The organism is Methanomassiliicoccales archaeon (assembly GCA_029907465.1).
Classification (GTDB): Archaea; Thermoplasmatota; Thermoplasmata; order Methanomassiliicoccales; family JACIVX01; genus JACIVX01.
On the sequence record JARYLV010000016.1, the window covers coordinates 1 to 26,187 of the forward strand.

At 47.5% G+C, this 26,187-nt stretch carries 28 protein-coding genes; 14 read left to right on the forward strand and 14 right to left on the reverse strand.

What is annotated here, in order from left to right:
* The coding region (locus tag QHH00_06415; GenBank protein ID MDH7509014.1) for a V-type ATP synthase subunit D at positions 1–283 on the forward strand (283 nt) is incomplete at its 5' end.
* A 164-nt stretch (positions 284–447) separates the two neighbouring features.
* Here QHH00_06415 and QHH00_06420 read toward each other — a convergent pair.
* Positions 448–1,914, reverse strand: a complete 1,467-nt coding sequence (locus QHH00_06420) for a DNA-directed DNA polymerase II small subunit (GenBank protein ID MDH7509015.1) — start codon at positions 1,912–1,914, stop codon at positions 448–450.
* A gap of 55 nt (positions 1,915–1,969) precedes the next feature.
* Between QHH00_06420 and QHH00_06425 the strand changes: the two genes are divergently transcribed.
* Both QHH00_06425 and QHH00_06430 read left to right on the forward strand, forming a co-directional pair.
* Entirely contained in the window at positions 1,970–2,353 is a 384-nt protein-coding gene (locus QHH00_06425) for an RNA-binding domain-containing protein (protein MDH7509016.1), read from the forward strand.
* 4 nt (positions 2,354–2,357) lie between these two features.
* A complete protein-coding gene (locus tag QHH00_06430) occupies positions 2,358–3,122 on the forward strand; it encodes a sugar phosphate isomerase/epimerase family protein (protein MDH7509017.1) in 765 nt (254 codons plus the stop codon).
* Here the strand turns inward: QHH00_06430 and QHH00_06435 are convergent.
* Complete coding sequence (locus QHH00_06435; protein MDH7509018.1) at positions 3,115–4,389, reverse strand: CPBP family glutamic-type intramembrane protease; 1,275 nt, start codon at positions 4,387–4,389, stop codon at positions 3,115–3,117. The two genes, QHH00_06430 and QHH00_06435, sit on opposite strands and share 8 nt — an antisense overlap.
* A 205-nt stretch (positions 4,390–4,594) precedes the next feature.
* Between QHH00_06435 and QHH00_06440 the strand changes: the two genes are divergently transcribed.
* Positions 4,595–4,846, forward strand: a complete 252-nt coding sequence (locus QHH00_06440; GenBank protein MDH7509019.1) for a hypothetical protein — start codon at positions 4,595–4,597, stop codon at positions 4,844–4,846.
* A gap of 94 nt (positions 4,847–4,940) precedes the next feature.
* On the opposite strand, the gene cyaB is transcribed toward QHH00_06440, so the two are convergent.
* Positions 4,941–5,474 (reverse strand): class IV adenylate cyclase, encoded by a 534-nt coding sequence (cyaB, locus tag QHH00_06445; protein ID MDH7509020.1) that lies wholly within the window; start codon positions 5,472–5,474, stop codon positions 4,941–4,943.
* A gap of 117 nt (positions 5,475–5,591) precedes the next feature.
* Between cyaB and cobO the strand changes: the two genes are divergently transcribed.
* Positions 5,592–6,161 (forward strand): cob(I)yrinic acid a,c-diamide adenosyltransferase, encoded by a 570-nt coding sequence (gene cobO, locus QHH00_06450; GenBank protein MDH7509021.1) that lies wholly within the window; start codon positions 5,592–5,594, stop codon positions 6,159–6,161.
* Here cobO and QHH00_06455 read toward each other — a convergent pair.
* The 7 genes from QHH00_06455 to QHH00_06485 form a co-directional block, all read right to left on the reverse strand.
* Positions 6,158–6,784 carry a hypothetical protein gene (locus tag QHH00_06455; protein ID MDH7509022.1) on the reverse strand — a complete coding sequence of 209 codons (627 nt, stop codon included), beginning with the start codon at positions 6,782–6,784 and terminating at the stop codon, positions 6,158–6,160. The two genes, cobO and QHH00_06455, sit on opposite strands and share 4 nt — an antisense overlap.
* Entirely contained in the window at positions 6,771–7,727 is a 957-nt protein-coding gene (locus QHH00_06460; protein ID MDH7509023.1) for a transcriptional regulator, read from the reverse strand. The genes QHH00_06455 and QHH00_06460 overlap by 14 nt, the downstream gene beginning before the upstream one ends.
* 106 nt (positions 7,728–7,833) lie before the next feature.
* A complete protein-coding gene (locus QHH00_06465) occupies positions 7,834–8,343 on the reverse strand; it encodes an Hsp20/alpha crystallin family protein (GenBank protein MDH7509024.1) in 510 nt (169 codons plus the stop codon).
* 5 nt (positions 8,344–8,348) lie between these two features.
* Complete coding sequence (locus QHH00_06470) at positions 8,349–10,532, reverse strand: CDC48 family AAA ATPase (protein MDH7509025.1); 2,184 nt, start codon at positions 10,530–10,532, stop codon at positions 8,349–8,351.
* Between the two features lie 39 nt (positions 10,533–10,571).
* Complete coding sequence (locus tag QHH00_06475) at positions 10,572–11,057, reverse strand: Hsp20/alpha crystallin family protein (protein ID MDH7509026.1); 486 nt, start codon at positions 11,055–11,057, stop codon at positions 10,572–10,574.
* Positions 11,058–11,144: 87 nt separating this feature from the next.
* Positions 11,145–11,474, reverse strand: a complete 330-nt coding sequence (locus QHH00_06480; protein MDH7509027.1) for a hypothetical protein — start codon at positions 11,472–11,474, stop codon at positions 11,145–11,147.
* Complete coding sequence (locus QHH00_06485) at positions 11,461–12,105, reverse strand: helix-turn-helix domain-containing protein (protein MDH7509028.1); 645 nt, start codon at positions 12,103–12,105, stop codon at positions 11,461–11,463. Before QHH00_06485 ends, QHH00_06480 begins: the two co-directional genes overlap by 14 nt.
* Before the next feature lie 220 nt (positions 12,106–12,325).
* Between QHH00_06485 and endA the strand changes: the two genes are divergently transcribed.
* A complete protein-coding gene (gene endA / locus QHH00_06490; protein ID MDH7509029.1) occupies positions 12,326–13,384 on the forward strand; it encodes a tRNA-intron lyase in 1,059 nt (352 codons plus the stop codon).
* Here endA and QHH00_06495 read toward each other — a convergent pair whose 3' ends face one another.
* Positions 13,385–14,419, reverse strand: coding sequence for a hypothetical protein (locus QHH00_06495; protein MDH7509030.1), 1,035 nt, complete (start codon positions 14,417–14,419; stop codon positions 13,385–13,387). It abuts the gene before it with no gap.
* 962 nt (positions 14,420–15,381) lie between these two features.
* Between QHH00_06495 and QHH00_06500 the strand changes: the two genes are divergently transcribed.
* Positions 15,382–18,327: an Ig-like domain-containing protein gene (locus QHH00_06500; GenBank protein ID MDH7509031.1), complete on the forward strand. Its 2,946-nt coding sequence runs from the start codon at positions 15,382–15,384 to the stop codon at positions 18,325–18,327.
* 428 nt (positions 18,328–18,755) lie between these two features.
* Here the strand turns inward: QHH00_06500 and QHH00_06505 are convergent, their stop codons facing one another.
* Together QHH00_06505 and QHH00_06510 are read right to left on the reverse strand one after the other, a co-directional pair.
* Positions 18,756–19,667, reverse strand: coding sequence for a transcription initiation factor IIB (locus QHH00_06505; GenBank protein ID MDH7509032.1), 912 nt, complete (start codon positions 19,665–19,667; stop codon positions 18,756–18,758).
* Positions 19,660–19,941 carry a Gar1/Naf1 family protein gene (locus QHH00_06510; GenBank protein ID MDH7509033.1) on the reverse strand — a complete coding sequence of 94 codons (282 nt, stop codon included), beginning with the start codon at positions 19,939–19,941 and terminating at the stop codon, positions 19,660–19,662. Before QHH00_06510 ends, QHH00_06505 begins: the two co-directional genes overlap by 8 nt.
* Before the next feature lie 308 nt (positions 19,942–20,249).
* Here QHH00_06510 and QHH00_06515 point away from each other — a divergent pair, with 308 nt between their 5' ends.
* The 7 genes from QHH00_06515 to guaA all read left to right on the forward strand — a co-directional run bounded on the left by QHH00_06515 (position 20,250) and on the right by guaA (position 25,388).
* Entirely contained in the window at positions 20,250–20,993 is a 744-nt protein-coding gene (locus QHH00_06515) for a 4-phosphopantoate--beta-alanine ligase (protein MDH7509034.1), read from the forward strand.
* A gap of 60 nt (positions 20,994–21,053) precedes the next feature.
* Positions 21,054–22,292, forward strand: a complete 1,239-nt coding sequence (locus tag QHH00_06520; GenBank protein MDH7509035.1) for an adenosylhomocysteinase — start codon at positions 21,054–21,056, stop codon at positions 22,290–22,292.
* Positions 22,292–23,215, forward strand: a complete 924-nt coding sequence (locus QHH00_06525) for a carbohydrate kinase family protein (protein MDH7509036.1) — start codon at positions 22,292–22,294, stop codon at positions 23,213–23,215. Before QHH00_06520 ends, QHH00_06525 begins: the two co-directional genes overlap by 1 nt.
* Before the next feature lie 86 nt (positions 23,216–23,301).
* Positions 23,302–23,535, forward strand: a complete 234-nt coding sequence (locus tag QHH00_06530) for an Lrp/AsnC ligand binding domain-containing protein (GenBank protein ID MDH7509037.1) — start codon at positions 23,302–23,304, stop codon at positions 23,533–23,535.
* Positions 23,536–23,560: 25 nt separating this feature from the next.
* Positions 23,561–23,854 (forward strand): hypothetical protein, encoded by a 294-nt coding sequence (locus QHH00_06535; protein MDH7509038.1) that lies wholly within the window; start codon positions 23,561–23,563, stop codon positions 23,852–23,854.
* A 119-nt stretch (positions 23,855–23,973) separates the two neighbouring features.
* Positions 23,974–24,441, forward strand: a complete 468-nt coding sequence (gene purE / locus QHH00_06540; GenBank protein MDH7509039.1) for a 5-(carboxyamino)imidazole ribonucleotide mutase — start codon at positions 23,974–23,976, stop codon at positions 24,439–24,441.
* Entirely contained in the window at positions 24,441–25,388 is a 948-nt protein-coding gene (gene guaA / locus QHH00_06545) for a glutamine-hydrolyzing GMP synthase (GenBank protein MDH7509040.1), read from the forward strand. The genes purE and guaA overlap by 1 nt, the downstream gene beginning before the upstream one ends.
* A 1-nt stretch (position 25,389) precedes the next feature.
* On the opposite strand, the gene QHH00_06550 is transcribed toward guaA, so the two are convergent.
* Positions 25,390–26,124, reverse strand: a complete 735-nt coding sequence (locus QHH00_06550; protein MDH7509041.1) for an HAD-IA family hydrolase — start codon at positions 26,122–26,124, stop codon at positions 25,390–25,392.
* Between the last annotated feature and the right edge of the window lie 63 nt (positions 26,125–26,187).

The window sequence follows — 26,187 nt, forward strand, 5'->3', positions numbered from 1 at the left end:
GGGGTATGGTGTTATTGGTACATCGCCATTTATCGACGAGGCCGCAGAGGCGTACGAAGAACTTGTTGAGACGATCATCAAGGCTGCTGAGATCGAGACGACGATGAAACGGTTGCTCGATGAGATCGAGAAGACAAAGCGCCGTGTCAACGCGCTTGAGTATAAGGTAATCCCTGAATTGAAGGAAGCAGAGGAGTTTATCGAGTTCAGGCTCGAGGAGATGGAAAGGGAAAATATTTTCCGCCTTAAGCGCATCAAACAGAAGGCGGAGGCACGCGCTTGAAAATTCTTAATATGAGTGAAGAGAAGAAAAGGGAACTCGTATTCAAGTTAGCCTGGATTATCTCAACCTTTATGCTGGTTTTCGGCTTTATTATGATTGTCCTCTTCTGGAACGCTTGAATTGCTCATCGTGCCAATTATCTCTCATGCACCGCTTCGGTGAAATCAATTGAAGTTCATCACAGTGCACTTGCCCGTGCCGAGGTGCACGACCGGGAGCTTGGCAGGGTCTGGGTTGAAGTTGTGCATGCGTTGATAACTAGTTTGTGCCTGCCATGTTGACGCATTGATGATCCTCACACCGCGATAATCGGAGACGCCAGCGCCGTGGACATGACCTGTAACAAAAATATCTGGGACGGGGTCGATGACAAGGAAGTCTTTCTTCTCAGGTGCAATGGGTGTTTTCCCCCCGTAAATTGGGGCGAGGTGTCTCCTCTTGAGCATCTCCTTCATAGCATCGATTGGATTAGCGTAAGTAAGGGACTGGATATTGCCTATCAGATCGTCAATGCTCCTGCCGTGGTATGAGAGGATAGTTCTCCCTTCGATCTCGAGGTAGCAGGGGTTGCCGATCATGACGACTTGAGAATCGAAAAGATCCGCGATCTCTTTGTGAAATGCTGGTTGCGGTTCGGCGAGTCTCACCGCATCGTGATTGCCTGGCTGGAGGACGATTGTCACGCCGTCCGGGATTTCCTTCAGAAGCTCGCTGAGCATCTCGTATTGTTTGAAAATGTCATCGATAACGAGTTCCTCCTCCTGGTCTGGAAAAACGCCGATGCCGTCGACGCAGTCGCCTGGCACGATCAAATAACTGACGCCACTTGAAACACCCTCGGTCCTGAGCCAGTTCACCATTGCATCCCATTGTTTTCTCAAAAATGTCTTGCTACCTACGTGGATGTCTGATGCAAAAGCGATCATTGAGGTAGCACCATTTCGCTCGAATCTGCTTTTCAGGGGGACATCGGGTCTGATGATCTCCTGGACGATGAGCATTTCGCCTTTCCTATTCGATTTTCCCACGATCCCGATCACCTCATCAGGAACGACGGAATCGTTGATCAAAGGGGAATCCTTTGGGATAAGGGCGAGACACCTCTCCTCCTCATCTTCTATCTCCAGTATTTTATGACCTGTTTTAGTCGTCCTGACTTCGTTGACCATCGCGATGACCCTCACATCACGCTCAAGTTTTAGCGCGCGGGAGATCGGGAGGGAGCCAGCCAATTCCCTCCTATGAGCAAGCATTCGTTTGATCGCGTTGAATCTATCCAAAAAATACCGCGCAAAGTCAGATATGTTGCCCTCGCATGTCGAATTACCGGTTATATCCTTCAAAATTTTCACCTCACCGATCTTCCTAACACCACCCCGTTGGTTCATGTTTGTTCGAAACCCTTCATTGCTTGGTAGCACATTCATTGAAGCAGGAGTCTCCGCCGCCGATTGGTATCTCATATATTCTTCCAGGTCTGCTGCGGTGACGATGAGGGGGTGCTGTTTCATGAATGAAATCACAGATTGAACAAAAGCGATCGGATCGTCTTTTGACATGACGATTTCGAGCGCACTTGGTTCAAGTAATATCCCATTGCTCGCCAGAAATTCGAGAACGCGCTCCCTCATCTGCGCTGATGATGAAGCAGTCCGATTTAAATACTTTTTCCGGTATCCGGTTCGCATGCCTATAATCACAGTGCGGGCGAGGTGCTATCCTACTGAAGACCCTGAAAAAGTCAAAAGAGCGATCTACAATATTTTTCCAGAGAGCACTCTGATGGAATCTGAGGACGGCTTCGTCGCTAACGCAACTTCAGTTGAAAAACTCAGTGAGCTCATTAGGAATATGAAGATTCTCGATTCAGCGCGTGCTGTGCTCCTCAGAGGAAGAGAAGGCAATATGGTGAAATTCAGGATCAACAAACAAGTGGCATTTGTTGGAAAACTGAGCTTCATCGAGGATCGGGATCCGCCTCTTGGTTCGATCGAAGTTGTGATTGAGGATGAGAACATCACCGGACTCATCGACACGATCGCGCCGAGCACTGTGGGCGGGGAGGGATAGGCAGATGATCGCTGTTTCTTCACCCGTTTTTTCTATGTTAGATTTTGAAATGGCATTGGGCTTTATTAGTCAGAAGTTTGATGCTTGGGAGATTGTGGGGGAAGGGCGACACTTCCTTCCCGAGATCGAAAAGACATTTCATGAAGTCGCACCTTCTTACAACATGAATTTTTCAGCGCACGGACCCTTGAGTGATGTCAATATCGGGAGCCTAAACCCCAGGTTGAGAGAGGCGGCAGTAAGGGAGATCGTCGACGGGCTTCTTGCGGCGAATCGAATGAATTTCCAAGTCTATACGATCCACCCGGGTTTCTGGTCCCCGATTGGGTTGCTGGATAGGGAGGGCGTGTATCGCGCCGTACACGAATCGCTCAAGGCAATAGAGAGAGTTTCTATCGAAACGGGTGTGAGGGTCGGTTTTGAGAACATGCCAGAAACGCCTGTGACTATGGGAAAAACGCCGGAAGACTTGTTTGAAATGTTGAACGGCTTCGAGATTGATGTTTGTTTTGACATCGGTCATGCGCATACCTGCGGATCCATAGATGCGTTTCTCGAACATACCAGTAGGTTCGTCAACGTTCACATCCATGATAATTGTGGCCAGTATGATGAACATCTCCCCATAGGAAACGGAACGCTCGATTTCAAGAGAGTGCTGAGAGCGCTCAAGAATTACAAAGGACAACTGGTTATCGAGGCGAGGAATATGCCTGATGCGGAATTATCGAAGGAAAGGTTAACCAAGCTGATCGCCGAAATCAGTTGACAATTCGTCCACATCGCATGCATTCGAATCTCCCATCCCGATATCTCGCTTCGGTGCACCCACAATATGGGCAGGAGAATCCGAAAGACTCTCTGTTTTGTAGACCATACTGTTTTACGTCGATTTGCATTGGGTTATCGGCTCCCCATGGCTTCCTTGGTTCTTTCCCAACAGTGATCGAATCCGGCCAGATCTTTCTTCCGATGATGAAACCAATGGCCTTCGACGTATAATTAACGAAGTAAAGGAAACCTACCGCAACCCACGCAAGGATCGCCAGTCCCATCATGAGGAGAAATGCGAGGCCAGGGAAAACTTGGGTTGGAATCGATAAATAATCGACCATAAAGTGGAGCATGATCGATGCATAAATGCCTTGAGTGAGAAAGAGGTAGCCGAGGGCAAGGCCAGCAACAAAAGTCGGCATGAGCTTGAATGCATCCCAGCTGAATATATGGGCGGAGCTAAAAAAGACGCTGGAAATAATGAGGAACGTGATTTCAGGCTTACCCAGGGGGAAGTCGCCTCCTAAGAAATAACTCTTCAATTTCCTTTTTCGTTTCCTTGCGAGATCAATTATGAACAGGGGGACGCCGATCAACAGCATCCTGCTCACGATCTCCTCCCAGACGGAGGCACTAGCAAAACTATAAAGAAGCTTCCACAGCTCCCGATCCTCGAATTCTGGTGTTTTCGGGGTGATGCCAGCAGCATCGAGGATAATATAATAAACGACATTGAAAAAAAGGACAGCAAAAAATATCGTGCCGACTGTATAAAGTGGGCTATGCACCTCCACCGGTTTTTCGACGGACAACTCCTTAATGAACAACCTCCAACTCTTCCAAATAAGGAATGCAAAAGAACTCACGATCGCAATGACGAGTAAGACATGATAAATCGCGAACGAAATTCCCGTGAGCTCAACGAGATTGACGACCCAAGGGACGATGACGAAAAGGGTTGTATGGTAATTTGGCGTATTCGGGAGAACCACTTGAACACTCCAGATAAGAATGAGGATATTCAGTATCGTTACGGCCACAAGGCTGAGAACTGTATATGTTCCAACGCCCCTGAGAATCTGCTTCATTACACTCATTGCGGATTGAGTTGATGGGTAAGGCAAAGTGGGAATATCGAATGGAACATACAACCGTTGTCCGCAGAAAGCGCAGAAATTCGCCTCTGGTATGACGGGACGTCCGCATCGAGGACAGAACCTGTATGGTCGGACGCCAGCAGGCGCCTGGATTCCAGATACCACAGCTTTCAATTTTCAGTTGAATATTTCTACTTGTCGGTGCCCCGTCTTTCTTATCGACTTTTTTCTCTAACTCTTTCGACGCGAACAAGTCATATCTCTGCCTAATGATATGTGGGCGGGCAAAGCCAGGTCGAGAATTATCGTCTTGTGGAAACTTTTATTAGGTTTCCGAACCTTCTCGAACAAGCCGGTCAGGAGGCTAAAAATGGATGATGAAGTATCAGGCAAGAAGGTAGAATTTGTGACGATAAGCGCTGAGAAGATACCCTTCGGAAGGAACAACTTCATTGAGATCGCTAGAAAAAAGGCGATTACTGAAGATGGCGAGAATGAATTTATCTCGCTTTCGAGGGGTTATTATCTTCCTGATGGCTCCGAGAGATTCAAGAAATCTCTTACCATACCGGATGACCCACAGATCAAGGCGTTCATCGTAGAGAAGATATCATCGATGTAGACGTCGAGAGCGGATGGGTTTCTAAATCGGCTCGCCCTACGCAAACCAATAATACGCCTTTTTATGAGTTTAATTATTTATTTTCATTTTAACGCTATTCACCTTTTCTTGATCTTTTGATCAATAGGAGTTCGAGATAGGATCGCCGCTCATTGTGACTTAGACGTAGCTCCTTCATTAAGGACAGAATCTCTCCCTTCCCCTTTTCGAAATCTTCACCTGCGTACTCAATTTCTACAAAACTTCCCAGATCTTCGACCTCATCAAGACAAACTATGAGGGCTCCAGTCCTGTATACCGTTCTCTCTTTCGTAACCTTACCAGCGATGTCGAATCCCAATTTCTTCAGAATCGAGGAGATCAGGTCGCAGTCAGATACCTCAACTTCAATCTCCTCGCGCGTCTTCGTTTCAGAATCGATCTTCGGTCCTTTGTAAACAAGTGTGCAACGATCCCCCTCTTTTCGAATGCGGAGGGCTTCATCAGTCACAGCGAATCTTCGAAGGGGATGAGTGAAATAAATATCAACTTGCCTTGATGTTCCCACTCTGGATGCGCCGATAGACTCAAGGTGACTTTTGACGCGTCCGATATCACTGCAAGGGGACTTAACCTCGATTTCCAGCATATTGGTAAATAAGGATCATGTGAATAAATAATGTTGACCCGATCATCTTCTCGACGCTCATTCCCCACCATATTGGCAATGCTTCTTTTACGAATTGTTGGGAATCACAGTGTGTAAGTGTATTTAATTAGAGCGGAGTATATGTTCGAGTCCGAGGAGGCGTTGGACTTGTCAGGCCTTGTTATTCTGTATACTGGGGATGGAAAAGGAAAGACGACGGCGGCCTTTGGTCTGGCGATGAGGGCAGCGGGACACGGAAAGCGCATTTGTATTATCCAGTTCATGAAACGCTGTGGGGAGTGTGGAGAGGTCAAAGCGGTGAAAAAATTTGATACAATAACGCTTAGACAGTTTGGAACCGGGATGTTCGTCGTGAAGGGAAAGCACAAGAAAGAAGACACTGAAGAAGCAGCAAGAGGCATGGTGTTTGCTAGTGAGGCGCTCACTTCAGGTCTTTATGATCTCGTTATTCTAGATGAGATATGCATTGCAGTCGATTTTGGACTGATCGATGTTGATGACGTCCTTGAACTTTTGAAAAAACGTAACCCTGGAGTCGACGTCGTCCTCACGGGACGCAACGCACCAGAAGCGTTGATTGACGTCGCGGATCTTGTAACGGAAATGAAAGCGGTGAAGCATCCATACGACGACGGTATGGGAGCACGAGAGGGGATCGAGTACTAATTTCTTGTCGATGTTCTCTCCAAATTCGCTACAATACCGTTCGCTCTCTCGTATTCAACAACAGCGAGGATTTTTTTATAGAGCGGAGCCATTTGCATAATTCTCTCTGCCATGTATTGTTCCCTCATCTGCAAAAGTTTCCTGAATCCACTTGTGGCGTTGACCTTCTTGTCCCAGTCAAGAACGAAGTTATGCGGGGACGAGAGGTCAAATTTTTTTCTGGTCAATCTCCTTACGAAAAAAGATTCTTGGAGGAGGTCAATTGTACCGATGCAGTTGCAGTATGCCTCTGTATAGTATTCCTCATCCATATCGATCGCAACGAGCGGGGTTTTTGTTCTCTCACTCAGTTCTAGAGCTTTAACGTAACAGGGTGGAGGGATTTTGACCGCCCCGAACAACGAGAGGAGATTTCCGTAAGCGATCTCAAGATCGCTCGGCTCATACTTTTCATAATCCTCTTTTCTCCTGAGGCCTTCTAGTTCCTCAGGAGATATCGAGATTCCAACAACCTCAGGACAAACAAGCTCAAAGGCCTTTTCAACCGCAGATTCCTCCGAAACAAGGCCTTTGACAACCGGCAGGACATTGATCGTCGTGCCGTTGAGTTCAACTCTTCTCATTAATCCCACAACGCGCAATGACTAGTTCAAAGAGTTTTTCTGATTCGTTCAGTTTCTTCAATTCATCTTTACCAATAATCGCTGCCCCACCGATATTCTGTCGGGACTTCGCCCTTCTCAAGAATATGACTGATTTCTTCTCTGTGATCTTAGAAATATCGCCAACGATGCACGCCTTCTCAACGAGCTTTGTCTCATCCTTCCCTACGCCTGTCAGAATCAAAGTCCGATCGTCCCTCGTTAGTGCTTCGAATGGGCACCGTGCTGTCGGCACAACGGAGTATCCTAGCCTGCTGAGTAGCATGAAAACCTCTCGGCTAAAGTCATCCATCCCGCTAAGATCTGTAAGGTGGCCAGCAGTCTCAGCAGTATATTTGAATGGATCGAGGGGCAAAACGAGGAATTCACCGAGGAATTCTTCGAGCTTGAGTGCAACATCGATCATCGCGCCCATCCCCGATTCGTACATTTTGATTGTTCTTCTCGAGACGCCCGCGACCTCAGCTAGTGTACCGAGGCTGATATTTCTCTCCTCCCTGATAGACCTCAGTAATTCGTTGTCCAGGCGCACATAGAGACCGCCGGGAGCCGCAAAAATGAATGGCGGGACCCCCTCTAAGAGATAGTCTGCGAGGGTTTCTATTGAAATAATCGGAACACCGAATCGCGAGTAGACGATACCCTCTTCAATGTCCCCAGAACCAGATTTTTCACCGATGAGCAAAGGAGAAGCCTGAAGCGCTTCGGCAAGTACCTTCATTTCCTCGGCGTTTTCTTTTGAGAAAGCATCAACGTTGCTGAGAACCTTGATGATGAGGAGCGTCTCATCTCTCCGCGCGACAATGTCAAAACTGATGCTCCTCATGGCGATTGGTTTTGACACATAGAATCCCGCCTTAGCCAAGATGTCTCTGATGCCCTCGATGAGCTCTCCTCTCTGCACAATTGTAAACAAGGCGAGCTTCTATATAAGGCTTGCTCATTGTCAGATGTATTTCTTGTATGTCTGGGAGGTCGGGTGATCATCGAGTGATCACCGATCGACCTTCCTACTCGATCCTGATCTCTTTACCTCTCTCCTTTACTTTTGCCCTCTTCAGTAGAATCTCCAAGACACCGTTTTTGTAGGTCGCCTTCGCGCTATCGGGGTCGACTTCGCACGGGAGTTCGATGCGCTTCTCGAATCGTCTGTCAGGGTTGTCTACCTCGATGTCGAGGGAGTCCTCCGTTGCATTCAGTTTGATATCCTCCTTCTCGACACCTGGGAGTTCGACGATAATCCTGACTTTGTCCGCTTCCTCGATAATGTCTGTTAGCGGCTCTCTCTTTACGACCTCTTCTCTCTTGCGTATCGTGTTACCGAATTCCTGTATCCTCGGTTTCCCGTCGGGGCCGATTCTCATGGAGAATCCATAGATCATCGGCTCCCTTTCCAATGGTACATCCCCGCTCATCAGTCTCTCCATAATCCTCTCGATCCTCCGGCGCATCTCTTCGAATTCTTCATCAAAACCGCCGAAGAAGTCGTCCCAGTCCCTCCTCCTCTTATCCTTTACCATTGCGATCACCTCACATATTCAAAGTCTTTTGCGATCTTCTGGTACTTTATCAGCTCGGAACGTGAGAGTGGTCTAACTTTGTTGAGTGCTTCGAGGAAATGCCTCATCTGTACCTTCTCCTTCTTGAGCGACTCTGAATTGACCTCGCCACCTTTTGAGATGATTTCCCGCATGGCGAGCATGACAGCTTCATTGACGAGTGCTGCGAGGTCCGCACCGGTGTACCCCTCCGTGCGCTTTGCAAGGTCGTCGAGATCTACATCATCGGCTAAGGGCTTCTTTCTTACATGAACCTCGAGGATCTTTCTCCGGCCTTCCAGATTGGGGGCAGGAATGTGAACTAGCCGATCAAACCTGCCTGGTCGTAGGAGCGCTGGATCGAGCATGTCGGGACGATTTGTTGCTGCGATGACTACAACGTTATGTAGGCTCTCGAGTCCGTCCATCTCTGTCAGTAACTGGCTGATGACTCTCTCAGTGACGCGACTGTCGAAATCGCCCCCCCTTACCGGTGCTATCGAGTCGATTTCGTCCATGAATATGATGCAGGGCGCAGCCTGTCTTGCTTTTCTGAAGGTCTCTCTTACCGCTTTTTCACTCTCACCGACCCACTTGCTGAGAAATTCCGGTCCCTTGACATTGATGAAGTTCGCCTCACTCTCCGTCGCTACCGCCTTTGCCAACATGGTCTTTCCAGTACCTGGTGGGCCGTAGAGGAGTACGCCTTTGGGTGGCTTCGCATCGAGGTGTTCGAAGACTTCACCGTACTTCAGTGGCCATTCAACTGCTTCCCTGAGTTCCCTCTTCGCCTCCTCAAGATCACCGATGTCGTCCCAATGCAGGTTGGGTGATTCGATCAGAACCTCCCTTAAGCTCGAGGGTTGCATCTCGCGCAGCGCTGCAAAGAAGTCCTCCTTCTTGACATTGATCTTGTTAAGAATTTCTACTGGGATGCTTTCCATTTCTAGATCGATCTCTGGAAGAACCCTGCGCAAAGCGTGCATAGCAGCCTCTTTGCAGAGAGCCGCCAAATCGGCTCCAGCGTAACCGTGTGTAAGATCTGCGAGCTTTTCGAGGTCGACATCACTGTCCAGCGGCATACCGCGTGTGTGGATCTGGAGGATTTCAAGCCGTCCATTCCTATTAGGTATACCTATTTCGATCTCTCTATCGAACCGACCGGGTCGTCTGAGTGCAGGGTCAAGTGCATTCGGCCTGTTCGTTGCACCGATGACGACGACTTTTCCCCTTGACTCGAGACCGTCCATAAGTGCAAGTAGCTGGGCAACAACCCTTCTCTCGGTTTCCCCCGTGACCTCATCCCTTTTCGGGGCAATTGAGTCAATCTCATCGATGAAGATGATGCTTGGTGCATTTTCCTCAGCTTCTTTGAAAATCTCCCGCAACCGCTCTTCGCTCTCACCGTAGAACTTGCTCATGATCTCGGGTCCACCGATCGAGATGAAGTTTGCATTTGTCTCACCAGCGACCGCCTTCGCCAGTAGGGTTTTGCCAGTACCTGGTGGTCCATGGAGAAGGACGCCTTTTGGAGCTTCGACGCCGAGTCGCTCGAAGAGTTCAGGGTGCCTGAGCGGGAGTTCAATCATCTCTCTCACCTTTTTGACTTCTTCGCTCAGGCCACCGATGTCCTCATAGGTGACCTTCGGCACCTTTTGGGCAATCTCCTTTACTGGTTTCTCGCTAATCTTGACCTCGGTATTACGATTGACAATAACAGCATCAGCTGTTGGCGTGTAAGAAACGACGACGAGGTCGATTCTCCTACCCATTACATTGATCTCAATGACATCGCCCCTCGTGACCGCCCTGCCCTCAAGGGTTTGATTGAGGTATTCCTCACCACCCATAATCCTCAGGGGTTCAGTCGGGGCGAATGTAATCTTTTGAGCCTCCTTTACACTAACTTTCTTGATCGCAACTTTTTCATCTATACTCGTCTGGGCGTTCCGTCTAATGGTACCATCGATCCTGATGATCCCCCTGTTGGCGTCCTCAGGATATCCAGGCCAGACGATCGCCACAGTCCTCTTCTTACCCTCAATTTGTATTACATCTCCAGCCGTCAGTCCGAGTACTTCCATCACGGCAGGATCGACGCGTGCAATGCCTCTCCCCGCGTCTTTTGATTTCGCCTCTGCAACCTTGAGTACTTTTTCTGATGTGTCCATAGCTTTGTCCGCTCCTTAAAAATATTAAGATGGGAGGTCTTATTTAACCTCCACCTTCTTTCTTTTCTCCTCGACTTTTCTGAGCTTGGGAAGGGTGATCTCCAGGACCCCGTCCTCCATTCGCGCCTCGATCTTGTCCTGGTCTATGTCATCATAGATTGGAATTCTTCTGTAAAATGAAAGTCGGCCTCTCTCCCTCCGGACATAACCGATGCCCTTTTCCTCTTTTTCTTCCTCTTTCTTCGCGCGGATCTCTAGCATGTTGTCAACGATTTCGATTTCGACATCATCCTTTTTGATCCCTGGCATTTCTGCCTGAACGATGTACTTGTCACCGGTGTCCTTGATGTCGATCACTGGAACGCGTTCGAATCCGCCACCGAGCGCCCTGAAGGACGGGAACCAGGACTCGCCCCATCCCATTCTCAGATTGTCAAGCATCCTTTCCATTTCGTCTAACAGACTAAGTGGTCCCCAGTAAGATCGTGGAACGATACCCTCTCGCTCGCGGTCTTCCTTTCTCATACGATCACCTCCATTATTGTAATGGTAACAACCACAGGTTATCAACCTGTGGTTACATAATGTAATTAAAAAGAACATCTATATAAACTATTCGGTCAATAACTTCTTCAGCTCGTCCTCGATGTGTTCAATTTGTTTTCTCACAGCCCGCTCCACTGCCCGCAGGTTCTCCACGACCTGGGGGGTCTCTTGCTTAACCTCATCGATGATCTTCTTTGCTGTCCTTTTCACGCTTTCCTCCGCTTCCTTACTCTCTTTTGCCAGCTCTTTCAATACTTTCTCGCTTGTTCTCTCGATTGTTTCAATCGTTTTTATGATGCTTTCATTCGTCTCTTTAGCGAGCTTTTTAAGCTCCTCCTCGTACTGGTCCATGAGGGCCTTCAACCTGACTTTATCCCACACCTCAACCCCCTCCATTTATCGTGCTCAATATCTCTCCGACAACTTCATCCCGCAGTCCCAACGCTTTCGCGATCTGGGCCGCCGTTAGCGTAGGGTGCTTGACCGACTCATAGATCACGCGTCTCGCTTCGTAATCCGCGATATGCGATTCAATGAGCTCTCTTGTCTCGCTCAGTAGTTTCTCCTTTTTCTCTATGAGAGCGTGTCTGCGGTTCTGGAGTTCCTCAAGTTCTTTGTCGATCGCCTCGATCTGTTTTCTCACTTCAGAGTACCTCTGACAAAAGAGATCGAAATCGATACGCTCCTTTTCCTGTAATTTCAACTCAGTTTCAGATTCGATGTGGAAGTTCTCACGCGATAGAACCTCGACGTTGAACAAGCCTGGTCCCACATCGACGAGAATGGTGAACCCTCTTACCGGGACGTAGACCTTCCTTGCTGGTCCGCCTCGGTCGCTCTCCATCAGGAAGCTTCGCACTAGATTGTTTTCTTCGAGTACTTTGAGATGTTTCATGATGGCCTGTTGGCTCATTCGCAGTTCTCGCGAGAGCTGTAACGGGTAATGCGGCTCCCTGACAAGTGCTTCAAGGATCCTTCTGCGGGTGGGATTTTCGATGATAGAGAGAACGGTGTCTAAGTCAGTCATATTAACCACTTCTAGGTAACATTTGGTTAACAACATATGGTATATATAATTTATCGTTTTTTCTGATAAATCATCAGCTTTGGAGGCCCTATCAATGTTCTGCGAGGATACTTGACGAACTTAAATCTCTGGTATGCACCTTGGGCTTTCACTGTGGGCCACCGTGGTCATCATGGGTTTAGCGAATAACTATAATAACTGAAACAGAATTGCAAGATGCATGCCCGGGGTTATCGTCAAAGATTCAGTAATCATTGAAGACGCGGCCGAAGGGAGTCAGATTTACAATAAAGGATTCTATGGATATCCCCGCTCAGGTGGCGGTCTAGAACTTGACCTCCTCGAGGCGTGCTACCTCGTTGAAACGGGACGTCTAGTCGTCTACGAGGGGCCGTCGACGATTAGTTTCTCTAATATCATGAGGCGTGCTGCATGCGTGTGTGAAGATTTCGAAATTGATTATTTGGTCTACCGCGATTTGAGGCAGAGGGGTTATATTGTTAAGCGTGGCACAAGCGATTTCGATTTCCGAGTATTTCCAAGGGGAGGAACACCCGCGAGTTCCGCGACAAAATTTTGGGTTTCTGCGATCACCGAAAGATCACTCTTCGATATTGGAAAATTCCTTCACGATGTTGAAAGATCTGAAAAAACGAGAAAGGAACTTCTCGTTGCGGTTGTGGATGAGGAAGGAGATATCACATATTATAAGGCCTCCTCCGTTATTCCAAAAGGTCGATTCTCGTCGGAAATAAAGGAAATGGAAATGGTCGAAGCGGTGCTTTTCGAGGATCGAGCCCTGGTCTTTGAAGAGGGAGCAGTTCAGCAACTTTACGATCGAGAATTTTATGGAAAAAGAATCGGCAATGCGCTACAACTATCGATGATCGAGACAGCCTTTTTGCTCGAGGAAAAAAGAATTGTTCTCAAGAGTGCAAAGTCAAGTAGAAAGATCAGTTTGAACGGGCTCAGGAGGCGCGCCAAGAAGATCCAGACGGACTTCGATCTGAGGTTTAGGGTATACAGCGATTTGAGAAGAAGGGGGCTCATCGTCAAGACTGGGTTCAAGTATGGATCGCATTTCAGAGTTTACGACGCTGACCCAGACAAGCACCACTCGAAATACCTTGTTCATGCCGTGCCAACGGAATACCGCGTGACATGGCCGGAGATCTCGAGAGCCGTAAGGCTTGCTCACGGTGTGAAGAAGGAGATTCTTTTTGGCAGGATATCTGATGGCAAAGTCGATTATCTAAAATTAAAAAGAGTGCGGCCGTGATCAGGCGGCTGCCGCTCTTTCCACAACTCGGCACGCTTCACGCTCATCATTTGGCTTCAAGATCTGCTCTTTTAATTTCGCAGCTCCTGCGTAATCCTCGGGGTCGAGTTTCAACGCCTCTTCAACGATTTTGATGGCATCTTGGGTCTTTCCAGTGTTCTTAAGAATCGTCGCCATTTTGACCATGTAAAAACTCTTTTTCCTATCAAAAGCGGTAAACTCGATTGCCTTGGTATATGCATCGAGTGCTTCGTTCGTTCGGCCGAGTTTCAGAAGGGCTTCTGCAAGTTTTGCATACCGACCAGACCTCACTTCAAGAGAACCCTCTTCCTCAGCAAGGGCTTTGAGCGTTTCCACGTGTCCGATCAGCAGTTCAGGGTGCTCGATCTCAGCACCGCAACAACTGCATTTGATCTCCTCGGGCCGTAGCTGGGCACCGCACTTTCCACAAATCTTTGGGAGGGCAGAGCCGCAATACGGGCAGGAAAGCCAGTCCTTCTCAACGAGTCCCTTGCATGTAGGGCACTCCGAAACCGTTTTCACGAGCGAAGCTTCCAGTTTCTTAATCGCAACGGCTCTCTCCGCCTCTGGCGGGATGAAATACTCCTTTTTCACAAAAACAAACACAAACGTAAGTATTTCAATGGCTCCGATGATCGAGTTCGCATAAAAGACATCGCCGGACGAGAAGTAAAGGATAAGTCCCCTGCAGATAAGTGAGAAACCCATCCATGTAATAATGCTCTTCCAGGCACCTATTTCGGTGCGCCATAACGGCCTGGATACTGAGATTTCGGAAATGGCCACGAGAAAGAAAAGAATAACAATAAGTGTGCCAAGCGTCGTACTTACGAGCCTGCCCCAAATGAAAACAATGACTGAAGAAATGATGGTGAGGATTCCGCCCGCTATCAAACACAAAGCAGCTGGTTTTAGCAAAGTTCTACCGATCTGCACCGCTATTCCCAGTGGGGGAACGGCAAAAAGCAATAAATAGGCTTCGGCACTAGCGACATTAAACGGGAAGACGCCCAAAGCACATTAAGGTTTATCAATGGAGCGAAAGCATCAACAATTCAGAGAAATTGCCTTGAAACTTTAAAAACTGTATGAACTGGACATGAGTTCTTGTCTCTTTAAGCATTGGAAAGTAGGAATAGAATGTCATAGACCAAAGGCATTCTTTGATATGAAAAGAGATTAGGAGATAGAACATCGATAACACGCCGTTCGCACGGTTCCTCAATTTCGGACAGCGAATGCATGACGAGCGCCTTTCACATCATAAACGGAAGCACTCATTCATCGAGTAGGATTTGAGTATGTCACAAAGGGGATAGTCCTGCAATCTATAGAAAACGCAAGCAAATGCCTAAAAGAAGGGATGTAGCCTTTCAAAAAGTTTAAAGTGGAGTTCAGGCCCACATCCGTCGGCGACATTGTCAAGGCGCAAATCTTGAAAATGGCTTTCTTCCCAGGTAATTGAAAAGGCAAACAAGGGAAAGCATACCGGGCAATAGATCAGACTGTGATTTTAGAATGGCAAATCCTTTCGGCCATTGAACCAGCGATGAAATCATACTGTTTATTTTTTGACTCTTGAAGAATCATCAATTCTAGGAAAAACCATTAAAGAGTTCTATTGTGAAATTCTGACCCTTCTTTCATGAAAAAACTTTAGGCCTATTAAGTCTAGGGGTCGAAACTGACTTTTTAATCTTCGATCTTGTAAAGAACACGCCACACTTGTGATGAATTTGATGCATAACCTATTGCGGACTCTCCGAAATATTTAATTATTTGTAGCTGCACTTTTTTTCTTTAAACGTTTATTCTCGAGACTGGGAGATTCCTTCTTGAATGCTAAACTAGGGTTTGGGAAAAGTCTAGTGGTGTGCTTAATTGTGACCATGTTCTTTGCAAGTTCATTACTTTTTGGTTTAGCTAACGCAGCGTAACCTAAAATCACAGTAAAAGGACGCCTGATGGTTCATCATATGGGTTCAGAAACGGGTGCCCTTGTACCTATACCTAATGCCAGAGTGGAAATTTATGATGAAGAGATTTTCAATTATCCTACAGTGGGATGGCAACATCTTCCATGGCCAGATGCCTATCTCGGAGCAGTTTATACAGATAGCAACGGGTACTTTTCCTTTTCAGTAAACAACGACGACGGCTGGACAATAATCGGCGACGAAAATGGTAGAGACATCTACCTCAAAATAATGGCGTCTAATGGAGCAGCTGCTGTCAAAGACGAAGTGGGGTGGCTAGGTGGTAAAATTTACTCTTTTAAGACAAACACCAACAAAGACATGGGTGACGGCACCACATGGGACATCGGCTCATTAGCGCCAGATAACGCTGATTGCGAAGTAGCGTTTGAGGTTATGCACATCGTCGATCTCGCATGGCGTCATGTCAAAGAAGAAACGGGTATTGAATTGCGAAAAGTCAACGTGTTTATCGATGACTATTTTGCAATCGAGAGGCTTGCTTCCTTTTATCTCCCCGAGCTAATAGCTGACTATTTGAACATATATAGGCGGCTCCCACCTGGAGTTGAGGATTATTACCCAACAGAACTAATAGAATTCCTTGAAGGCCTTTTACCAGAAGACCTATCCGAAAGCCTGAGCCTCATTAAAAGAGGCATGATCAACGATGTTGCAGGGATTCATCTTTATGCAATCCAAAAACGATCTACCGAGGATTTTTATGAGGTAATATTCCACGAGTATGGGCATCACATCATGAGCAAAATCTTTGAATTGGGCCCGCCGTTCAGTATATACGGAAACCACAGCTTTGAGGATGAATTCAACCCAGAACATGCCTGGGTAGAAGGATGGGCAGAGTATTACTCTTGCATCGCTTCTGAGCGTTACGGAATTGACTACACTCTATCCCTGGGCGATATTGAATCTGCGCACTTGATTTTTGACTATGGTTCTGATGATGATTCTGATGCTGCTTGGGATAGTGTGGAAGGCAACATAGCCTGTTTACTCTGGGACTTAACTGACCCGGCAAACGAAGCACATGATGCAATAGACCTCACCTTTGGGGAATTAGTCAGTCTAATAGAAAACTTCGACCCCGACCCTGGTTTGTTAGATGTTTGGCCCATGGGAAAAGATCACGTTTGGAATATACATGACTTGTTCAATGCTTTCCGATCCAGATATGATCCGCAGACTGCATCAAAATTTTGGGTACTATTGGATGAGCATGGAATAAGTGAACCGGATAACACACCTCCGAACAACCCAACAAGTTACACTTTTACATTCAGCTCAACATTTGGCTCGCCCTACACGGACATCCAAGTGGACCTCTTGGGCGGCAATGATGATACCAGCGGTATAAAGGAATACGTCTATGAATGGTTTTACGCCAGCAATCAAGAGATGCTAGAACAACTGGCTAATCTGGACTGGTCGGAGGAGCTTCAGCCCATAGCGTATCATTGGGAATTCTCCACGAGTCCTCATATTGAACTCGAAGGAGCGGGACCCGGGGACTGGTACCTCGTAGTAACAGTCTTTGATCACGTAGGGAACTGGGCAGGAGATGTGTTAATGGCAGGCCCATTCAAAGTCAGCGCAAACCCGGTACTACTCTTTGGAGGGCCAACTGTTAATTCCCCCTCTTCAACTTTTGTTACTTCCATCACCACATTACAGATAGACACACCAACTTATCCCGGAAAAGACTTCACTGGAAACATACGCCTGCGTCTCCCAGATTTTGGAGGAAATGAACTTGATTATACTGCCCCCTTATCCTTTGGAAGCATTTTTGGAATTGAAAGCGAAGACGGGGACTACAACTTGGAAATAAAATTCTTGGAGCGATATGGAAACGACGAGACTCAGGTGGTACAGTTTAGACTTGACGATACGCCGCCTACTTTAGAATTAGACACAAGCCAACCTCGATATTCAACTTCACCCGTCTACATTTCAAGAAATAGTGAACTAACCATAACAGCAAACGACGTCGGAGTGGGATTGGAGAGAATTGAATACAGAATTTTCAATTCTCAATATGACTCAGGGTGGAAACAATACCTAACTCCGGTACGCTTCACGAATCTCCCTGACGGCGAATACATCATCGAAGCAACCGCTGAAGATAGATTAAACAATCAAGCATCAGAACAGATTGCGGTATACATCGATAATACTCCACCTCAAACTGAAATTCTGATCGGCGCACCACAGAACTCAGAATCACCAACAGCAGTGAGCCGAGCAACACCGTTCTCAATCGAAGGCGCTGACGCAGGAGCAGGACTGGCAAACAAGAAATTCCGAATTTCCACAATGGAATCCGAAGGTGCGTGGACAGATTACACCGCGCCCTTCACACTCAATGGTTTTCCAGACGGCAATTACATTATATCACAGCTAACCCAAGATCAATTGGGCAACACACAAGAATCCAGCATATCAGTTTTCCTGGACAACGCCGCACCCAGTATAACGAACCTCTCCATTGCCGAGAACTCTGCACTGCAAGGGAATATTCACTTACATCTCCAGGCCGACGATCCGACCGGAGTTGCCAGCGTCAAGTTTGCAATTGTTCAGACCGATTCTTCCGGGGGGTTCACATTGCCGATCAGCATGACCCCAGCGGCTTATAACCCAAGTACACAACGCTGGATTTTGGAAATAGACACATTGAAATTCAAAGATGGATTCTACAAAGTCATCATCGAAACTCAAGATTCATTGGGCAACGGGGGGATAGAAGATTTTGACTATATCATAAGAAATTGGGCTGTGTTGGATCTGAGCCACTTCACGGAAACGGCCAAAGCTGGACGTAGAATGCCCATAAAATTCAACCTCCATATTAATGGCATAGTGGATGAAAAAACAACCACCCGTATACAACGAGGAACTAGAGATCCGTATCTTCAAGACAAGTAACCCATCAACAATCATCCAAACCTTCAAATTTGGCTTGACCTCACACGATTACCGCATCTCCGAGGATTTGGAGCAATACATTTGCAACTTCAAAACCCCAAAGATCCCCGGTGACTACACAGCACAAGTTGTGTTCAATGGATTAACAATTGGTACCATACATTTCTCAACTGTCAAATAGTTGAGGAGACGAAAATCTCCAAATTAAACTTGGCTCTACCTTACATGAAAACCGGAGTGCCCGTGAGAAAGTTAAGGAAGCGGGGTGAACTAATCGAATCAATCTACCAACATGTCAACGAAATGAACTGTCCAAAGCTCTTTAGAAGGCAAAATTTAACGAAAAGCATATGAGTCTGTGTGTGGAGCCAGGGATGGGATTTGAACCCAAGTTCTCCGGCTCCGAAGTCTGAAAATCAATGGTACACTCAGAGCTGAATATCAATGCCGAGCTTCTCCGTCAATTCCTTGTACCTGTTCCTAATTGTAACCTCTGTGACGCCTGCGACATCAGCTACTTCGCGTTGCGTCCTCCTTTCGTTGCACAGAATTGAAGCGATGTAGATCGCTGCTGCCGCGACTCCTGTCGGCCCGCGTCCCGATGTCAGCTCCTTCTTTGCTGCATCTTTCAGAATCTCGCCTGCCTTCGACTGTACCTCGCCGCTCAATTTCAGTTCACTGCAAAATCTCTGTATATAGTCTTGCGGTTTCGTCGGCATCAGCTTAAGCTTCAATTCTCTTGTCATGAATCGGTATGTCCTTCCTATCTCCTTTCTCCCGACACGGCTGGAGTTTGCGACTTCATCAAGTGTTCGTGGTACCCCGCACTGCCTACATGCAGCATAGAGCGAAGCCGCCACAACGCCCTCGATACTCCTTCCCCTGATCAAATTCTTGTTGACAGCTTTGCGATAGATCATTGCGGCGGTCTCTCTCACATTCCGTGGCAATCCCATTGCCGACGCCATTCTATCAAGTTCGCTGAGGGCGAAAGCAAGGTTTCGCTCTGTTGCATTAGAAACCCTGATTCTCCTCTGCCATTTCCTCAGCCTGTAAAGTTGAGCACGATTTCTTGTCGGAATGCTCTTACCATAACTATCTTTATTCTTCCACGAAATCTCGGTCGAAAGTCCCTTGTCATGAATTGTGTATGTCATCGGGGCACCCGTTCTCGCTCTTTTTTCTCCCTGTTCCACATCAAACGCTCGCCACTCGGGCCCCTGATCTATGAATTGGTCATCTATAACCAACCCACAATCTTCGCATATCAACTCACCCCTCTCATAATCTCTCACGAGGTGTGCGCTGTTACATTCCGGGCACCGCTCTATTTCATCCATTCCTTCTCTTTGTTTTGGCATCCTCATCGACCCCTTCAACATATACTTGCTTGCCGACCACGTCAGGCAAGCGATAATTATCAACAGGCTCTATTGACACGAAAGGAGTATTAACTGGACCAAAAACTCGCTTAACACGTCCGATGACCCTTTTCCGGTTGTCAACAACGTTCATTCCGATATTCGGGGCAAAAGTCGCCCTGACCACATACTTACCATCAAAAGCGATTTCTTGGACAGTGCCAAGGAGTTTAATCCGTTTATGATAGTTCACTGATCTTCCCCGAGCGGAGACTACATTAAGAAACATGTATATAAAGATTCCGTAAAAGATTTAATCGGACATCTCCTCGCGATAAGAATCGCATATTAATCTTTATTTTATTCTTGTGGATCAATACTAATATGCGGATCATATTGCAACATTTTTGTTTTGAGCTGAGGTTCAAGCCAATTCTGCGCGCGTTGACAAAGACGAAAGGACCCCATTTGCCGCCTGCTTGATGATTGACACAATGAACACTATGGTGCCCCCTCACCGCCATCGGAACCTTTTAATCGTGAATCGGGTAATGTTCGATCATGGAAATACCAAAGGATCACCCGCGTCGCAAATCACTCGAGACGAGGGAGCGTCTTGCAGAGCTTTGTCGGGAAGGCATCGTTTCAATAACGGGATTGATCGCCCACGGTCGTGGGGAGGCTTTTGATTATCTTCTCGGTGAAAAAACTGTTAAAGAAGCAGCTATTGCAGAGGAAGTCGCCGTTGCCTATCTCCTAGAAGCAAATAATCCTGTGATCTCGGTGAATGGCAATGTCGCCGCGCTCTGTGCCAAAGAGATCATCGAACTTGCGAAGTCCTTGCGCGCAAAGATCGAGGTCAATTTATTCCACCGTACTGATGAACGTGTAGACAAAGTCTGTACTTTCTTGGAGAGGGCTGGTGCAAAACATGTTTTGGGGCGAAAGCCTGATGCGAGGCTGGAGGGGATCTCGTCAGACCGCGCTTTATGTACGCGTGAAGGGATATACACAGCCGACGTCGTTCTCGTGCCCTTGGAAGATGGGGACCGGGCTGAAGCTTTGGTAAAGGCTGGAAAGATCGTCATCGCCATCGATCTAAATCCTTTGTCGAGGACCTCAAGAACGGCCACCGTATCAATTGTCGACGAGGTAACTCGCGCAATCTCGAATATGCAACAAATTGTTGAAAAATTGAGAGATGACCAACGGGTTCGGAAGGAACTCATTGCGAATTTTGACAATAGGAAGAACCTGAAGGAGATATTGAAGACGATCGGCCGCTATCTTGACTCGCAGTTCTGATGGGGAAACTGATAAGCGATAGCTGAGCAATTTCGTCAAAGACATTGTGAGTGGGTTGCCTTGACGGGAGACATAGAGCGAGGTCTTAAAAGATTGGAATGGGCCAGTACCCATATGAAAGTTCTTTCTGCCATCCGTAAAAGGATGGAAAGGGAACAGCCGTTCAGCGGACTTAGAGTTGGGATGGCACTCCATGTTGAAGCGAAAACAGGTATTCTTGCAATTGCAATTTCTGAAGCCGGGGCGAAGGTAAGGCTTGCGAGCTGTAATCCCTTGTCGACAGACGACTCTGTTGCCGCCGCTCTGAAGGAGCATTTTGGCATCGAGGTCTATGCAAGGAAATGGGAAACGCTTGATGAGTATTATCAGAATCTCAATGCTGTTGTTGACCTCTCGCCTGATTTTGTGATCGATGACGGCGCTGATCTCATCACGATGCTTCACACGAGTCGTAGGGAAAAGCTGGGTAATGTAAAGGGGGGGAACGAGGAAACGACAACTGGGATTATCCGTCTAAGAGCGCTAGCAGCGCAGAAAAAGTTGGAGTTCCCAGTGATTTCTGTCAATGACGCGCACATGAAATATCTTTTCGACAACCGTTACGGAACAGGCCAATCGACATTCGATGGCTGGATGACCGCAACAAATCTCCTTGTGGCGGGAAAGAAACTGGTCGTCGCAGGGTATGGGTGGTGCGGGAGAGGCATTGCGATGCGCGCGAAAGGGTTGGGCGCAAATATTATTGTAACCGAGGTCGACCCTATTCGTGCGATCGAGGCTGTCATGGACGGCTTCGAAGTCATGCCGATGGCTAAGGCCGCTAGAGAGGCGGACATCATCATCACGGCGACTGGTTGCAAGGACGTCGTGAGAAAGGAGCATCTCCGAAACATCAAAGATGGTTGCGTTCTGGGGAACTCTGGCCATTTCGACAATGAGATCTCGAAAAGTGCTTTGGAAGAAATTTGCGGCAAACCGGTGAGAGTAAAAGAATTCGTTGATGAATACCGGTTTCCAGACGGCCGTAGGGTTTACCTGCTCTGTGAAGGGCGCCTTATGAATTTGGGAGCAGGCCAGGGACATCCTGTGGAGATCATGGACATGAGTTTTTCGATCCAGGCGCTTTCACTCCAATATCTCATAGAAAATTATGAGAAAATGTCACCGACCGTATACAATGTACCTAAAGAGATCGACAATGAAGTGGCGTATCTGAAGCTGAAGACGATGGGTATTAGGATCGATAGGCTCACGCGTGAACAGAAGCGTTATCTCTCTGGTTGGGAAGGAGGGACATGATGTCTCCCCTCTTCCTTTGCGTTTATGGACATGTTGCATTGGACTATATTCTCCAGCTCGAGAATTTTCCTGAACCAAATACCTCGGTCGACATCCTCGAGAAAAAGCGATTTTTTGGTGGGACTGGTGCCAATATCGCGACTATCGCCTCCTCCCTCGGAGTTCCGACGGCTCTGTGTTCATTCGTCGGCAACGACTTTCCCGACGATTTCCGCCGCTTCATGATCGATCGAGGCGTCGATCTCAGAGATCTCGTGAAGGTCGAGGATGATGAGACGCCACTCGTTTGGATAGTTTCCAATTCATCACACGATCAGGTTGCATACGTTTACCAAGGGGCAATGCGCCGGATGGACGCATTCGAGGTCAGGATAGGCGCTGCGCGGGAATCGAAGTTTGTTCACATTTGCACGGGGAGACCAGGATACTACCTGAAAGTGATAAAAGCATGTAGGGAAATGAACAAATTCATATCCTTTGACCCTTCACAGGAAATCCATCACATATGGAGTGAAAAGGATTTTTGCGAGGCGATCTCGCAGTGCGATGCATTCTTTGCGAACGACAGCGAGATGAGGACGGCTATGCGTTACATGCATGTGCAGACGCCTGAGGAACTTTCAACACGTTTGAAATTCCTTGTCAATACAAAAGGAAAAGAGGGATGTGACATATACGAAGGCAAGAACAGGATTAGTGTTCCTGCCTTCAATTCGAAGAAAATTGTCGATACCACTGGCGCGGGGGACGCTTTTCGTGCAGGCTTCTACGCTGCATTATACCGCGGGATGACCCTTAGAGAATGTGCGGCAGCAGGCAGTGCGACCGCATCTTTTATAATCGAATCACAAGGGTCGTTGACGAATATTCCCGATTGGAAGGACGTTGAGAAGCGGATGTCAGAGATCCTCTCCAATCATTGACCTCTCTCAGAAATGATTAGCTACTGTCCTGTAGGACAGCGAAAAGTTTAAACACAAATAAACTGTAATGGGGGTTTGGTGAATAAATGGCTGTGGGTTTTGTTCTGATCAGTACGGCACCCGCAAAAGAGCATGAGGTTTATAACGAACTGCTCAAAGTCAAGGAGGTTGTTGAGCTCCACCCCCTATTTGGAGAATACGATTTGATTGCAAAAATCGAGGCGGAGGACTTTAACCTTCTTGGGCAGGTCGTTGTTGACAAGATCAGATCGATCCCCGGCGTTATAGACACCAAGACACTTACAGGCATCAAGTTTTAAATGAAATGGGAGCATAGGTGATAAAATGGACTGGGAAGGATTTTTGACAGTACTCTTGTTGACTTTTGGATTGTTCATGGTTTTGGCAGGAGCATTCACGGCTTATTTTGGTAGTGGGAAGAGCAGGACGATTGGTATCGCGCTACTGATCATCGGTCTAATTGTAGGGATCATTTGGGTCTATCTCACCGGCTTCACAGATACAGTTCATGTTTGGGTTGCCGACGTCGTCTGGACAGCATTTGTGAACATTCTAGCTGCGGTCATCGGCGCACTGATTGCAATCGGTATTTTCTTGCTTGCGATCATGAAATCGTGATGACCAAACCTTTTTTTTTTCAATTTCTCTTAGCAGATTTAGGTTTTATCAATTTCTCCGTTCCTTTTTCCATTCTTATGTACGAAATACTTTTATTCTGGCAATATACTTAGTAGATCATGTCGGATGTAACGATCCTATTGGGCAGCAAGAACGATATCTCGGTGGGCGAAAAGGCTCTCGAAGTCCTACGGAAATTTGACGTAGAGGCGGAAATCGTCGTCGCATCAGCGCACCGTGCGCCTGAGCGTGTGAAAGAGATTGTGTCGAAGAGCGACGCAAAGGTCTTCATCGCGATTGCCGGTCTCTCTGCGGCGCTCCCGGGGGCAGTTGCGGCGTTGACGACAAGGCCAGTGATCGGCGTGCCTGTCAGTGGTAAAGTCAATCTCGATTCAATTCTATCAATTGTTCAGATGCCCCCAGGAGTCCCTGTAGCAGCTGTTGGCCTTGACCGTGGAGATAACGCGGCACTCCTGGCCCTTGAGATTTTGGCATTATCGGATAGTCGGATTCACGGCAAACTCCTTGAGTACCGAAAAGAAATGGCTAAGCAGATTGAGCGAGACTCAGAGGAGGTGCAGCGTTAGTGTTTGATCCAAAAAAGTTCGTAGAAGACAAGGTTGATGAGCTCAATCGCGAAATCAAGGGAAAAGCGATCATCGCATGTTCAGGAGGCGTTGACAGCACTGTTGCTGCTGTTATCACGAGCAAAGCCATTGGAGACCGCCTCCTCGCCGTTTACGTGAACACAGGGTTCATGAGGAAAGGAGAGACTGAGACGGTAGGAAGAATGCTGGATCAACTTGGTGTGAATTACAGGATCGTTGATGCATCAAGCGAGTTTTTTGCTGCACTCAAGGGAGTTGTAGATCCCGAGAGGAAACGAAAGATCATCGGGGAGAAGTTCATCAGGGTGTTCGAAAGGACAGCAAGAGATTTTGGAGCAGATTACCTCGTGCAGGGGACGATCGCTCCAGATTGGATCGAGAGTGGTGACCGCCTGAGGGACACGATTAAAACGCACCACAACGTCGGCGGACTCCCAGCCGACATGAAATTAAAGCTCGTGGAACCGCTACGTGACCTTTATAAGGACGAAGTCAGGAAGGTCGCGAGATTTTTAGGCATAGAGGTCTCGGAACGACAACCATTTCCGGGCCCAGCTCTTGCAATAAGGGTCATCGGGGAGGTGACACCAGAGGCTGTAGAAATCGTCAGGGAGGCGTGTGCGATTGTTGAAGAGGAAATCGAAAAGGCAGCCGCTGGTGGGAAAATGACGTTACCATGGCAGTATTTTGCCGTTCTTCTTCCAGTCCAGTCTGTTGGTGTTCAGGGCGACAGGCGCGCCTACGGAAGAACGATTGCTGTGCGTGCTGTGGATTCGGTCGACGCGATGACCGCGACTTATTCGAAGATCCCACATGAAGTTCTGGAGAGGATTTCGCTCCGTATCGTCAACGAGATGAAAGACAAAGTGAACAGGGTTGTTTATGACATCACTGACAAACCGCCTGCGACGATCGAGTGGGAGTGAGTCATCGGCGAGTGTATTTTACTAGAATGCGATCTATCTCATCCCAATGAGAGATTTTTTCATCTGGCACGATCGAATCGTCATGTTGGTAGAATTTCGACTCCTTGAGAATCGCGACCATCCCTACACCCTTTGCCCCTTTTATGTCGGCCTGGAGTGAATTACCGATGAACATCGCCTCGTCGGGCCTCGCGTCTAAATTCGAAAGGGCCATCTTGAAGATCTTTGGGTTAGGCTTCCTGAGGCCTACATCCGTCGAGAAAATTAGATCGTCGAAATACTGGTCGATTCCATAGTAACGCATATCTCTTAAGGGGAATTCGGACGGCAATCCCCAGGCGACATCGGATATGAGCCCAATCGCATATCCCCTCGCGTGCACTTTATCAAGCATCTCTTTTGCACCTGGAATTAATTGGCGATTTTCGAGCAGTGTCTCATAAAAAGCGTGTAACGCCTTATCCATGAGGTCATCATCACCGTCGCAGCCGTAACGATGAAAGCACCGGTCAAGGACGTCCGAGAGTGGCACTTCAATCATTTTCTTGATCTTTGCCTCTCTCGCCTCCATTAGCAGGCGGCTCAGGTGCTGATAAAAATCCTCCTCTTCGTCCGGAATTCCAAAATCTGTTGAGAGGATCCGATAGACTTTCTTAATCGCTTTCATCTCGGGTTCTTTCCAGTCGTGGTAGTAATCGATAAGTGTGTGGCCAAGGTCAAAAAGTATAGCTTTCACAGGAAAAATCTGATACAAAATCACCATTTAATAATTCCGATCATAATGAGCTTACGAAATGAA

Excerpts from the sequence above, each read along its gene's own strand:
- QHH00_06525 (MDH7509036.1), top strand. The coding sequence starts at position 22,292 with ATGTCTCCCCTCTTCCTTTGCGTTTATGGACATGTTGCATTGGACTAT.
- purE (MDH7509039.1), top strand. The coding sequence starts at position 23,974 with ATGTCGGATGTAACGATCCTATTGGGCAGCAAGAACGATATCTCGGTG.
- QHH00_06465 (MDH7509024.1), bottom strand. The coding sequence starts at position 8,343 with ATGGTAAAGGATAAGAGGAGGAGGGACTGGGACGACTTCTTCGGCGGT.
- QHH00_06420 (MDH7509015.1), bottom strand. The coding sequence starts at position 1,914 with ATGAGGGAGCGCGTTCTCGAATTTCTGGCGAGCAATGGGATATTACTT.
- QHH00_06455 (MDH7509022.1), bottom strand. The coding sequence starts at position 6,784 with ATGAGAAGAGTTGAACTCAACGGCACGACGATCAATGTCCTGCCGGTT.
- QHH00_06440 (MDH7509019.1), top strand. The coding sequence starts at position 4,595 with ATGGATGATGAAGTATCAGGCAAGAAGGTAGAATTTGTGACGATAAGC.
- QHH00_06480 (MDH7509027.1), bottom strand. The coding sequence starts at position 11,474 with ATGGAGGGGGTTGAGGTGTGGGATAAAGTCAGGTTGAAGGCCCTCATG.
- QHH00_06505 (MDH7509032.1), bottom strand. The coding sequence starts at position 19,667 with ATGGATGAAATAGAGCGGTGCCCGGAATGTAACAGCGCACACCTCGTG.
- cyaB (MDH7509020.1), bottom strand. The coding sequence starts at position 5,474 with ATGCTGGAAATCGAGGTTAAGTCCCCTTGCAGTGATATCGGACGCGTC.
- QHH00_06425 (MDH7509016.1), top strand. The coding sequence starts at position 1,970 with ATGCCTATAATCACAGTGCGGGCGAGGTGCTATCCTACTGAAGACCCT.
- QHH00_06470 (MDH7509025.1), bottom strand. The coding sequence starts at position 10,532 with ATGGACACATCAGAAAAAGTACTCAAGGTTGCAGAGGCGAAATCAAAA.
- QHH00_06515 (MDH7509034.1), top strand. The coding sequence starts at position 20,250 with ATGGAAATACCAAAGGATCACCCGCGTCGCAAATCACTCGAGACGAGG.
- QHH00_06500 (MDH7509031.1), top strand. The coding sequence starts at position 15,382 with ATGGGTTCAGAAACGGGTGCCCTTGTACCTATACCTAATGCCAGAGTG.
- QHH00_06430 (MDH7509017.1), top strand. The coding sequence starts at position 2,358 with ATGATCGCTGTTTCTTCACCCGTTTTTTCTATGTTAGATTTTGAAATG.
- QHH00_06475 (MDH7509026.1), bottom strand. The coding sequence starts at position 11,057 with ATGAGAAAGGAAGACCGCGAGCGAGAGGGTATCGTTCCACGATCTTAC.
- QHH00_06530 (MDH7509037.1), top strand. The coding sequence starts at position 23,302 with ATGGCTGTGGGTTTTGTTCTGATCAGTACGGCACCCGCAAAAGAGCAT.
- endA (MDH7509029.1), top strand. The coding sequence starts at position 12,326 with ATGCCCGGGGTTATCGTCAAAGATTCAGTAATCATTGAAGACGCGGCC.
- QHH00_06535 (MDH7509038.1), top strand. The coding sequence starts at position 23,561 with ATGGACTGGGAAGGATTTTTGACAGTACTCTTGTTGACTTTTGGATTG.
- QHH00_06485 (MDH7509028.1), bottom strand. The coding sequence starts at position 12,105 with ATGACTGACTTAGACACCGTTCTCTCTATCATCGAAAATCCCACCCGC.